The sequence below is a fragment of the Echinicola shivajiensis genome (assembly GCF_018642165.1).
Classification (GTDB): Bacteria; Bacteroidota; Bacteroidia; order Cytophagales; family Cyclobacteriaceae; genus Echinicola; species Echinicola shivajiensis.
On sequence record NZ_JAHHZM010000018.1, the window covers coordinates 85,042 to 97,261 of the forward strand.

The following is a 12,220-nucleotide window of genomic DNA, read 5'->3' on the forward strand; positions in this document are numbered from 1 at the left end:
GATATACTTAGTAATTAGAATGGTTGAACCTTATGTTTTTTCTTTGGGAGCAGTGAAGCGTGATTCTGGAGATCTTTGTTTTTGGAGCCAGGAAATTTTTCCTTTTGAAGTAGCGCGTTCTTTTTGGATAACAGGGGTACCGGCAGGTGAGAAAAGAGGTGTGCATGCTCATTATTCTGATGAACAGATCACCATATGTTTGCAGGGCAAGGTAAGCGTGGACTTAGAGGATTTAGAAGGTGTCAAATATCAGTTTGAATTGGATAATCCGGCTGAAGCCCTTTATTTACCCTCCTTGGTGTGGTCCAGTTTTACTTTCGACGCCAATAGTATCTTATTGGTATTCTCCAGTAAACCTTTCTCAGAAGCCGATTATATCAGAAATAAAGTTGATTTTGAAAAACTCCAAAATGGATCCTAAGAACTATGATTTTGTAATTCATGAAGATCCGATGGATGTCCATGATTACTTTTTGCAAGAAGGAATATTGGCAAAGGGAGACAGGTATTTTTGTGCCAAGCTTCTCAAGAAAAACAAGAGCAAAATGATACTGTATTTCGTATTGCTCCCAGACGGTCAGGCTGTATCACTTAAAAACACACCTTTTGGTGGCTTTTGGGTGGAGAAAAAAGTATCCTCTGAAGCTGTCCAGTATTTTTTAGAGGAATTGATCATTGGTTTAAAATCCCTTTCTTGCAGGTCTTTTAAATTGGTGCAGGCTCCAGATCTGTATGAAAGTAATAACCCCCTGATTCATTATATCCTATCTTCCATGGGTTTTGTTCTTAAGGGAATGCTTTTGCACCAATTCTTAGAAGACAGGAAAATTATCAAGGGCTTATTAATGGCCAAAATTCCCAAGCATAAAAAGAAGATGAAAAAACTCGGCTATACAACGGAGCTTGGAAGCATTGAGAATTTCAATTTTTTGAAGGATGTCAAGCAGTGGCGTAAGATCAGGGGCCATGAATACAATGTAAAAGAAGAAAGTTTGATCAATCAGATCAGTAGTTTCCCTGATCGATATTTTTTGATTTCAATTTATCAAGACGGAATACCTGTTTCCCATGTGCTGTGTGTGAAGTTGACCAGTAATAGCCTGTATTATTACCTTCCGGCTATTAATCCCCATATTCAGGTGGCTTATAGTGGAGAAGCCATGATCTTGGAAGTTATACAGCTGGGAGATAGTTTGGGAGTTGATTTTATTGATTTTGGCTCTTCAGACCTTGATGGGGAGGCAAACCATAGTCTCATCCGTTTCAAAAGTAAATTTGCCAATGCCAATGCCAATAAATTAACTTGGGTTTTAGAGCTCTAAAATTTAGGATGGGAAAAGCATTGGTATCCATAATATGTATTTGTCATAATCAGGAAGATTTTGTTGTAGAGTCTCTTGATAGTGTACTAAGTCAATCATACGATGCTTTGGAGCTCATCATTGTAGACAATGGCAGTACAGATGCTAGCAAAGGTAAAATCCATGCTTGGTTGAAGGAAAAAGAACTTCTAGATCAGGTAAGAACCATTTTTTATCCCAATGCTATCAATTATTGTCAGGTCTTTAATGAGGCCCTACGATTAGCAAATGGAGACTATATCATAGATCTTTCAGGGGACGATGTGCTTTTTCCTGAGCATGTTGAATCGTCTGTAAAAGCCTTAGAAAGTACACCTATGTCTGCTTTGTGCTCTTCCAATGCAGTTTTGTATAATGAGGAAACGAAAAAGACATCTCGATTTTTTCCGTTTTCAAATAAATACCTGCCAGTCGATTGGAGACCCAATGGAAATGTTTATAGAGAGGTGGTCAGGAATTACTGTTTGTGTACGCCAACAATGGTTTTTCGTTCGAGTATTTTAAAAAAGGAGGGAGGATATGATGAAAACTTGGTTTATGAGGACTTTGATATTATCGTGAGGCTTGCCCGAAAATATAGTTTTGCTTTTAGCCCTCATATTGGGGTGAAAAAAAGGCTGCATCAGGCCTCATTTGCTAGGGAACAATACAAAGCCCATGCATCCAGAATGCTTTGGTCAACCTACAGCGTTTGTCAAAAGATTGCTGAAATGAATCAATCTAAAGAAGAGAATTTGGCCTTAGCATTCAGGTGCAAGCATGAGGCAAAGCATGCCCTTGCCTCTGCAAATTTTGAGGTTGCTCAAAGTTTGTTGGAACTTGCCGGAAAATCAGGAGCGAAAGGGCTTGGTTTTATTTTTCTTAAAGCTTGGGCTTTCCTAAAATTTGATCTCTCCTTTGTCTATAGAGTTTACACTCAATCTTAACCTACAACCACCTCAATAATATTTTCTCTCTCAAAATATTTTTGGCCAACCTCCATGATTTCCTCGGGAGTGAAGGACCTGAAATAATTCAGTTGTTCTTCGTAAAAATCATAATCCAAGCCAGCATGATGAATTCCCTTAAAGCGGTTTATCAGGTCAAAGGCATTGCTGAAATTGGACAGGAAGTGTCCAATCATATAATTCCTGACGGTTTCTAATTCCTCTTTTCCAACTGGAATAGTTTTCAACAGTTCAATTTCCTTATAAACTTCCTCTATGACCTCATCTGCATAGCCCTTTTGGACATCTGCCATGACCAGCCAATAATCGGATTTTTCCAAGCTACCAATTGAGCTGTAAATGCCATATGTATGGCCCTTGTCCTCTCTGATATTCTTGATCAACCTACTTCCAAAATATCCTCCTAAGATGGTGTTGAACACTGTAAGGGCATGATAATCCGGATGGGTTTTGGGGATAAGGTGTTGGCCCAAGCGGATACTGGATTGAACTGCTTTTTCCTTTAATTCACTTAGTCTTTTTTCTGGCCAGATCTGAAAATCAGTGCTTTCTTTTGGGGATTCTATGATCTCCAAGTTTTCAAATTCAGAGATGATGTTCTCAATTTCAACCTCATTCAAATTGCCAATGACAAATATCTCTGGTTGAACCAGAAATTTGTGCTGATAGAAATCCTTTAATTTTTTAGGAGTGACGGCATTGACATGCTTTTCCTCTGCAATAAAACCATAAGGATGGTCAGTGCCGAAAATGGCTTTTCTGTAAAGCTGATTGGCCCTGGCCCCGTTTTGTTCTAGCTGTAGTGAAATAGTAAGAGCTTTTTGGGATTTCCTTTTCTCCAGTTCCTTATCAGGGAAAACCGCTTCAGTAAGCAGAGACCTGAATACAGGTAGGACACTGCCGAAATGCTTTTTAGTGGTCAGCAGAGAAATACCCTGCTGCTCAAAAGAAGAGATAATATCCACTTCAGAGGCATAATGGTCAAAGAAATGGTCCAGTTCGGGTGAGCTCATTTTTTTGGTTCCTTCCAAGAGCATGTGCAAGGCAAAGAAAGGTACCAATGAATCTTCTTCTTTCAATAGCGATTTGTTCGAAAGCGTGATGACTTCCAGTTTAATCGCATCGATTTCTGGTGTGGGAATAAAATACAAAGGGACTCCATTTTTTAGAGTCCGCTTTTCAGGTTTTATCAATTCTATATGCTCTGGAATTTTGAATTCTGGAGCTTTGGACCGATCGAGAGTTTTCATCACTGCGGTATATTATAAGCTAGGGAGAAACGAAGCGTTTCTGCCAGTGGGTGATTTTGTTTTTGAGGTACAAGGTAGGAGAAGTCAAAGCCGAAGCGCTTGATGTCAAAACCTACGCCCATGGTGAAATACTGTCTTCCACCTTTATTTTTGTTTTCATGGAAATATCCCGTTCTAACGGCAAATTTTTCAGCGTATTCATATTCCACGCCAAATGAGATCATCAATTCTTGCATTTCCTCGCTGAACCCATTAGGAGCATCTGTAAATGATCCGAACATTCCACTCAGTAAAGGCCTGTTAGGATCCTTGCCTTTCAGGATGATGGGATTTCCATCAGCATCTGTTTTAAGTGAGCCATCTTCATTTCGGTCATATATAGGTGGAGTAGGGATGAGCAGTTTGTTGATGTCAAAGGCAAATGTCAAATCATTGTTGTCATCCAATGCGATTTCTAGGGCAGTACCTAAACGTAGATTGGTGGGGATATAATCCAGATCATCTGCACTGTTATAAGTGATTTTTGGACCGATATTGCTAATATTGGCACCAAGGGACCAATTGGCCTCTTTTCCTCCAAATAGTACTTCTTTGTTGTAATATACTCCCACATCAACTCCAACACTAATTCCAGGTTTGCTGTCACTGCCTCCACCTGAACTGATATTACCAGAAAGGTTGGAGTGAATAAACCGTGCAGATATTCCCAAAGAAAGATGCTGCGATAATTTTCTGGCGTAGGTACTTCCTATCGCAATGTCTCGTGGATTAAATTGTCCAATATCCTGACCGAATCCATCCGTAAGCTGGATGTCGCCCATATTAAAGTAGCGGAGATCTAGTCCAAAGGTGGACATATCGTCGATTCTCATATACCCCGAAAGATAATTTAGGGACATGTCAGGTACCAATTTCCCTAACCAAGGTGAGTAGGACAATGAAAAGCCCATTTTGTCCTTTACAAAAGCCAGTTTTGCGGCATTCCAATGTGCAGAATTGGCATCTGGTGAAGTGGCTACTCCCGCATCACCCATTGCAGAGTGGCGACTGTCCGGTGCGAAATTTAAGAAGGGAACAGCTGTAATAAGTACTCTTCGGCCATCATCCTGACCAGAAAGGATAACCGAGTTTTGCTGAGCTTTAGCAGTAAAAACTGTTAAGCTTAGTCCAGTTAAAAAAATAAAGCCTTTTAAATAACCACTTGATATCTTCATTGAATATTTATTTTTCCAATAGCTTGGTCGGAAGTTCCATCCTCCTCACTGAATAGCTGTAATTTGTAAATATAAGTTCCTTTTGCGGGAATTTTGGTGATGTCACGCAAAAATATCCATTCTAGATCTATGATTTCGGGTTCAGCTTTTACTAAACGTTTATTTGCTGAATATATTATGCTGCCCATCATATTATATATGTTAAGCTGCAAATTTATGTTTTCATCTGGACGATTGTGTTTGATATAAAAATGGCTGATATTACTGGTAGGATTAGGATAAGTTATATGTTCCAAGATTCTTAATCTGTTACTGCCCTCTACTCTTATTTCCAAGCTTTCCGTATTACTATTGCCAAGGTTATCATAAGCAGTTAACTGCAAAATATTAATTCCCTCCCGAAGTGCATTGATTTTGGTATCTATAAATCCCTCTTTATAAGAACCATTGATGGAGTGATAGAACCGACTGATGTCAATGGGGGCATTTCCATTAACCTTTAGGGATATGTTTTTACCTTCTGGGGTATTGGAGAGTTGAATGCCATTTTCATCATTGATATTTGCTAAAAAACGAACTTGAGTAGATGAAATAGTATGAATGTTTTTTAAGCTATCCTCTGCAAATAGTCGAATGGTCGGGCCAGTTTCATCCATTGGAATTTCATCGGGCATACCTCCAATAATGACTGATCTAGCTCCGAAAGCCTCAATGCTGCTATTTGAATCAGTGGCGAAAACCCTGATTTTCCCTTTTTCAAAGCTTTCGTGAATTTGTGGGCTGATCAATACCTCGACTTCAAACTCTCCGGAAATCACCTTTCCAATTCCCCTAAACAAGCTGTTTTCCTCATTTAAGAATTTCCCTGCTGGCCCCTCATCTCCCAAGGTTTCTGCCTCAATGGCCTGATCTAAGAGGCTCAGTTTATAATTCCCCTCAAAGTTCTGCATCAATGCACCTGTCATCGGATCAACAACCTGACCTTTTAAAAGTACTTTATTTCCTGCTTTTAGGCTATCGACCGAAATGCTTACTTCAGGTGTTTCAATAGCAGTTTCAACTCCCAAATCGGGTAAAGCCAAGCTTAAGCTAGGATCCCCTAAAAGGGAGAAATTGCGATTATAAGGACCATTTAGGCTATTGTTTTTGGTAACTCTAAATATATCGCCTAGACTGAGGTACTGCCCATTGTTTTGACTGAAAAGGGCAGCTATAAATGCTTTGTTGAGTTCGAAATTGATACTGCTGAAAACTGGCCTTCCTGTGGTCAATAAGGCAATAGCCCCTTTCTTTTGTCCCATTAATAATTCCTCAGCACCTGAACGGATAAATGGACTGTCATGCCTGCCAAACTCACAGGTGGCTGTAACAAAAATTGGATAATGGTCACTTTCAGGCCAGTCTTGTAGGTCGCTGGTTTGATAAATTCGCTCAGCCATTAAGGTGTTTTCATTACCATGGCCAATATAATTTAGCAAAAATACCCCTTCCTCCAGTTTTTCGTTTAATGCTGATTTAGCTGAAGGGGAAGTTTGATAATCTCCATCCCGAACTTGCTCATAATTGTCCAAGTATAGCTGCTCAGCGATAAACGCAGGATGCTGTTCTCTGATGGTCTGAATATGAGTTTCGCTGTGCTTCAAATGAATATTATTATCGCCATCATCCGCCAGAAAAAGGAGTTTGGATTTCCAATCTCCCAACTGTTGATTGGAACTTTCATATTGGATGATTTTGTCGACTACATTTTTTGCCTCCTGTGGATTGATCACTGGTATTCTGCCAATTCCAATAGCTAAGTGTGAGTCACCTGACTCGTTTTCTGTCCATTCTCCTTGGCCAAAGTCCAGAAATCCAAAGTAATCATCTGAACTGTAGGAGGTCAATGGGTTAAGGCTGTTTCTAGAACTATAGGTTGGCACTAAATTAGGACGGCCATCAATGATGTTTTTATAGTCAAAAGTTCCTTTGCCCATGAAAAGCACATTTTTTAGTTGACCAGAAGCATGATATTGATCAGCCAGAAAGTTCCTGATAGCTGAAATATCCCTAGTACCGTAATTGTAAGCGTCATAAATTTCTTGGGTGGTTATGACTTGGCTACTAATTCCTTTTTGTCTTTTATGATCAGCCAAACGGTTGGACTGATAAAGTAGGGAAGGAGAGGTGATAATGATGAGTTCAGCCTGCCCTTTATTATTTCGACTATTTAAATCTGCGGTTTGAAGATTTGAAATATTGGGCACCATATCAGGTCTAAACACTGCTAGGGCTTGCCCTTTGGCCAGAGATGTATAGGAGCTAGAAGATTTTATTTGTGTTGGTTGATGGATATTACTTACATTCCAATAGAAATAATTCTCTCTTAGTCTAATGGATTTGGGACTTTCACCGAGAGCGAAATATAAACCGTTTTCAAGTTGTTGAGAATTATAAGGTAAGCCCAGAAGGAAATAGTCCAGAAAGCCAGTACCATTCGAGCCGCTACCTGTCATTTCAAGGTTAAAGCTGGAGATAGCCCCAAGTTCAGTATGGGGCATGAAACCGTAATCAAATCCCTCGCGTCCTTTGAGTCCATAGGTTGAATTGGGAACGGCAGGGATATTTATATTTGTAAAAGTATTGGATCCTGTTCTGATGCTGAGTGAACTGTTTGAAAAGGACTGGGCCATGACCCTGGTTTGAAAATAGATTGGTCCTTGGTCATATGCATCGATATTGATATTGAAACTCGAAATTCCCCCGGGAAAGAGCCTATTGCTATACCATTTCCTTCCCGAAGACAAAAGATTTTGTACCTCTTTTTTATGGGCATAGATCTTATAGAGCAAGTCTTGGGCTGAATCTTCGCTGGGATAATCAGCTTCGTCAATTCTCAGGGCCAATTCATTATTGGCTTCAATTAGATAATAACAGGTGTCAGTATAAATATGATGCTGATAGGAAATAGAGTCTGCGCTGACTTCTAAGGAGTGCGGGCCTTCCAAGAATATGAAAAGTTCACCATTTATTATCTTGCCCGGTATTTCCCATAATTGCAAATCTTTTGGATCCAGTTTTTGGGGCAACATTCCCTTTCTGCCATAAATGCTTATGTTATCGATATTCGAAACACCTATTTTTTGCATTTCGGCCTGACCGATTTTGTAAATGCCAGATTGGGTTACAGGAAATTTGTAGTAGTTGGATTGGGCATATAACTCTACCGACTGGCACCAAATTATCAGGCCAGTCAATAGGCATAGAAATGTTGTTTTAGGATTAAATTTCATGCGGTTTTATCCAACTCTCCACCAAAGAAAGCAAAATATAACCCATAATGACAAATGGAATACCGGCAATTCCTAAAGAAATAATACTTATTAAGCCAATAAGGATAGTGATATACCGGAATACATTGTCCTTGATACCGAAGTTTTTGAATTTTAAAGCAATTAGTGGAAGTTCTATAGTAAGCATCAGAGCCATTAATATAGAAAATCCAAGTAATATATAGCCATTAGAAATGAAACCCTCTGCCCAACCAAATTTATTGGCAAGAAAAGGCAAGGTACATAAAAGTAGGGCATTAGCAGGAGTGGGTACCCCTATGAATTGATCGGTTTGTCTGTTGTCAATATTGAACTTTGCCAGTCTCATGGCCGACTGCACAGCAATGAAAAAGGCGAGAAAAGGAATATGGCTACCTGGAAAGGCATCCATTAGCATTTTAAAAATGACAAATGAAGGCAAGACTCCAAAAGTGACCATATCTGCCAATGAATCCAACTGCTTTCCAATCTCACTATGGACCTTGAGTAATCTAGCGACCATTCCATCTAGAAAATCGAAAATGGCTGCAGCGATTATAAAATAGGTGGCATAAAGGATCCTTCCATCAAGTACGAAGAAAATGCCTGCCATACCACTGATCAGGTTCAGACTGGTAATGGCATTTGGAATATGCTTTTTGATGCTCAAAATTGTGCGTTTTTACCAACGAAATAAAACATAGTTTGAAAGCCTTTTAAGGCGGTTTAATAACTGTTTTTTACTACTTTTTTTGTATAATTGTTACACTTTATGTTACACTAAAAAAGAAGGGTATTAAAGATGGCTAATTATTTCTTCCTCAAATATGCTAAATCAAAACCTAACCAGCAAAATAACATTGTCTTTAGGATAAGGATAAATGGTAAGATGATAGTTAAGGGATTAGGTATCAAGTTACTGACCAAAAATTGGGATCAATCACAACAAAGAATAAGAAGGAGTGAAGAAGATTATAAGAAATTAAATGATAGGCTATCAAATATTGAGGATAATATTAACCAGATTGAAAACCTTACTAAGGTAGATGTAGATAGGGTTATTAGCGGTGTTAAAGCCAATAAAGCAATTAATAGTAAATCAAATCTTGTTGAAGTGGTAAAGGAGAAGATGAGGCAATATGAAGTTGATTCTGCTATTTCCAACAATACCACCTATTCATATAAATATACCCTTGAAGTAATCGAAAATTTCGCCAAGGAAAATCAATTTGATGTTGAAGGTAATCTATTTACCAATTTTCAAAATTTTATCAATTATTGTAGAAAGGAAGGGTTGAAAGATAGTAGTATTAAGACTTACCTTTTTAAAATAAAATCTTCAATTAACAGCTATTACAAAGCCAATGGAATTTCTAAACCTATCCCATCATTGAATGAATTTAAATTTTTAAAAGAGGATAAGGAAAAAATATATCTAACTAAAAATGAAATTAGGAAGCTATATGATTATGCAATGGATACTGATGATAATCCGCTAACAGATATTAAAAGATTACCTAGTCAAATTAAATATTTAAAATATTTCTTGTTTAGGTGCTTTACTGGAATGCGAATTTCAGAGATGGTAAAGAAGAATATAATTGAAGAAAAGCTAGATCCTTTTAATAATCAATCATATAGCTTTAGTTATTATTCTTTCAAGACTGATAAAGTAGTAAACATACCCACATTGGGCAATACGTATGCTTGGGAGCTTGCACAAAGCCTTAAATTTGATTTTCCAGAAGAATATACAAGTAAGATTAGAATGGGTGAAAAAAGAGCTATAAATTACTTTTATAAGGCTATTGTAAAATGTGAGAGAAAGGTTGAGGTGATTAATAATGAGGGTATATGTTATATTCCAGTGTGTGGTAATATAACAAGTCACGTTGCTAGAAGGTCATTTGCAAGGATGATCTATGATCATAAGAAAAATATTTACTTTGTAAGTAAGTTGATAGGGCATAGTGATATTAGTATAACTCAAGATTATTTGGGGTTGAACTTTGAGAAAGAATTTGAGGAATATACTGATTTGAAAATATAATAAGGGGCTTTAGTTACCCTCTTTTTTTTATATTTGGTGTGGACGTAAATTTTTAAAAAGAAAGTATGAGGTATTTAATTCTTTTTCTTGGTGTGGCTTCTTTGATTTTAACAATTTGCTTGTATTTAAACCCTTCCTATTTTTGCGACATAATCGGATATTTTTATTCAGATAGTAGTGAAAGTATTGAATTAAAAGATCATTATAGCTTTTTGTTTGGTATTGAAGGTACTTTTTTATTGGTGCTTACTCTTTTATTTCAACAATATCAATTCATTGTTCAAAAGGAACAATTTGATATTCAATTATACAATCAAAATTCTCAATATCATAGAGATAAGATTGATGATAGGTTTTTTAAAATATTCGATATTTATATAAAAACTAGAGACGAATTTTCCTATAAATTTAATAACCAGAATTTGAAAGGTGATCAAGCTTTTGGATTAGTGATTGAGCATATAAAAGATTGGACTAAAGAAGGTGGTAAATGGACAACTTATAATAAAAGTAACTGGAATAACGATTATGAATTTAAGCCACGACCAAAAGATTTTTCATTTGAAACTATAGATATTGAATATACTGAATTTGTTTTTAAAGCGGTTGGTAATGAGGTGAATTTTGGTAAGTATTTTAGGGTTTTAAGTTTGATTTTAGGATTTATTAAGGTAAATAATTTATCAAATTACTTGGTGGATCTTGAGGCAGTAATGGGTAAGGAAGAAAGAGTATATTTATACTATTATATTGCATCAAGAAGGGATAATGTAAGTCCAGATACTTTAGAGTTTTTAAAAAAGAATAGGTTTTTATACAACGTAAACCCTAAACATCTCATTGAAAGGGAAAACGTTAAATTATTATATGAGGGTAGAGATCCTAGTATAAATACTACAGATTAATTTCCCCTCATCTTCCTAATCAATCTATCCCTCTTATCCTCAGTACATATATACATTAACTTACCTCCATCCATTTCATTTACATAGTCCTCTATGGTGGTTATATTACGCTGTAAGGCCGTCTTTTGGCTATGACAATTACTAGCACCATTATAATCTTCACAAAGAGTTTGAAAGTTATCAGTGTCAAATTTAAGATGGTCTGCAATGGAGACTGGTATAATGTGATCCACTACTACACCAGCGTTAACTATCCCGAATTGGTTACATAATTCACAAATTGGATTAGCTTCAATGTAAGCTTTTCTTATCTTTTGGCTATTTCGGTCTGACCATGCCAGTGATTTCGGTCAAACCGTGCCACTAAGAAAGATCATTTAAAGAAGGTCATTTTTTATTCATTTTTCAAGATTCCCTTTCTCAAAGATTCTCCCTTGAGGTCTATTCTATGGGAAGAGTTTACGAGTCTGTCCAGTATGGCATCTGCGATGGTCCCTTCACCAATGATATCATACCAGGTGGATACCGGCAATTGGGAGGATACAAGGGTTGATTTTTCTGTAAACCTATCGTCAATAATATCCAAAACGATTTCCCTTGCCGTCGCATCAAAAGCTTGCAATCCGAAGTCATCGAGGATGAGGACATCGGTATTCTGGAGTTTCCTCAGCTCCCTGAGGTAGGTTCCGTCGGCTTTGGAGAGCTTGAGTTTTGACAGCAGCCTTGAGGTGCTGCTGTATACTGTCCTGTATCCCATTAGGCAGGCCTGGTTTCCCAAGGCCTGTACCAGATAGCTTTTGCCCACCCCCGAAGGTCCGGTAATGATGATGTTTTCCTTTTTGTCCACGAAGCCAAGCCCTGCAAGCCTTGAGAACATATTCCTGTCAAGGTTCCTGTTATGGCTGTAATCGATATCGGCAACGGATGCTTTCTGTTTGAAGGCGGCCTTTTTGATCAACCGGGCCATTTTCTTGTGCTGCCGGTCTTCCCATTCGTGGTCTGCCAGCAGGGCGATGTATTCATCGGCGGTAAAGTCGGCGAACCTGTTGCTGCCGATGTGCTGGTGGTGGAGATCCGCCATGGCGCTGAGCCTCATCTGTCTGAGTTTTTCTACTGTCTGGTTACTGTTCATCATTGTTCTGTTTATTGGTAAGTGGATGCCCCCCTGATGTTTTCGTGGTCGGGAATATGGGATTCCTTTTT

The 12,220-nt window shown here is 37.9% G+C and carries 11 protein-coding genes; 5 read left to right on the plus strand and 6 right to left on the minus strand.

The window, feature by feature from the left end:
• Window positions 1-19: 19 nt before the first annotated feature.
• The 3 genes from KMW37_RS20155 to KMW37_RS20165 are packed head-to-tail and all read left to right on the plus strand — an operon-like array spanning window position 20 to window position 2,287.
• On the plus strand, window positions 20-421 hold the full coding sequence (locus tag KMW37_RS20155; protein ID WP_215226445.1) for a sugar 3,4-ketoisomerase: 402 nt from the start codon (window positions 20-22) through the stop codon (window positions 419-421).
• On the plus strand, window positions 411-1,322 hold the full coding sequence (locus KMW37_RS20160; RefSeq protein ID WP_215226446.1) for a GNAT family N-acetyltransferase: 912 nt from the start codon (window positions 411-413) through the stop codon (window positions 1,320-1,322). Before KMW37_RS20155 ends, KMW37_RS20160 begins: the two co-directional genes overlap by 11 nt.
• An 8-nt stretch (window positions 1,323-1,330) precedes the next feature.
• Window positions 1,331-2,287 (plus strand): glycosyltransferase, encoded by a 957-nt coding sequence (locus KMW37_RS20165; protein ID WP_215226447.1) that lies wholly within the window; start codon window positions 1,331-1,333, stop codon window positions 2,285-2,287.
• On the opposite strand, the gene KMW37_RS20170 is transcribed toward KMW37_RS20165, so the two are convergent.
• From KMW37_RS20170 to pssA, 4 genes are read right to left on the minus strand one after another with little or no spacing between them, the layout of a single operon-like run.
• Complete coding sequence (locus KMW37_RS20170; RefSeq protein WP_215226448.1) at window positions 2,284-3,558, minus strand: M16 family metallopeptidase; 1,275 nt, start codon at window positions 3,556-3,558, stop codon at window positions 2,284-2,286. The genes KMW37_RS20165 and KMW37_RS20170 overlap by 4 nt on opposite strands.
• Window positions 3,558-4,772 (minus strand): type IX secretion system outer membrane channel protein PorV, encoded by a 1,215-nt coding sequence (gene porV, locus KMW37_RS20175; protein ID WP_215226449.1) that lies wholly within the window; start codon window positions 4,770-4,772, stop codon window positions 3,558-3,560. The genes KMW37_RS20170 and porV overlap by 1 nt, the downstream gene beginning before the upstream one ends.
• Window positions 4,769-8,044: a type IX secretion system sortase PorU gene (porU, locus tag KMW37_RS20180; RefSeq protein ID WP_215226450.1), complete on the minus strand. Its 3,276-nt coding sequence runs from the start codon at window positions 8,042-8,044 to the stop codon at window positions 4,769-4,771. Before porU ends, porV begins: the two co-directional genes overlap by 4 nt.
• Window positions 8,034-8,732 (minus strand): CDP-diacylglycerol--serine O-phosphatidyltransferase, encoded by a 699-nt coding sequence (gene pssA, locus KMW37_RS20185; RefSeq protein ID WP_215226451.1) that lies wholly within the window; start codon window positions 8,730-8,732, stop codon window positions 8,034-8,036. Before pssA ends, porU begins: the two co-directional genes overlap by 11 nt.
• A 132-nt stretch (window positions 8,733-8,864) precedes the next feature.
• On the opposite strand from pssA, the gene KMW37_RS20190 reads away from it, so the two are divergent.
• Entirely contained in the window at window positions 8,865-10,112 is a 1,248-nt protein-coding gene (locus tag KMW37_RS20190; RefSeq protein ID WP_215226452.1) for a tyrosine-type recombinase/integrase, read from the plus strand.
• 65 nt (window positions 10,113-10,177) lie between these two features.
• On the plus strand, window positions 10,178-11,017 hold the full coding sequence (locus KMW37_RS20195; protein ID WP_215226453.1) for a hypothetical protein: 840 nt from the start codon (window positions 10,178-10,180) through the stop codon (window positions 11,015-11,017).
• Here KMW37_RS20195 and KMW37_RS20200 read toward each other — a convergent pair.
• Both KMW37_RS20200 and istB read right to left on the minus strand, forming a co-directional pair.
• Entirely contained in the window at window positions 11,014-11,358 is a 345-nt protein-coding gene (locus KMW37_RS20200; protein WP_215226456.1) for an HNH endonuclease signature motif containing protein, read from the minus strand. The genes KMW37_RS20195 and KMW37_RS20200 overlap by 4 nt on opposite strands.
• 53 nt (window positions 11,359-11,411) lie before the next feature.
• The coding region (gene istB / locus KMW37_RS20205) for an IS21-like element helper ATPase IstB (protein ID WP_246581583.1) at window positions 11,412-12,220 on the minus strand (809 nt) is incomplete at its 5' end.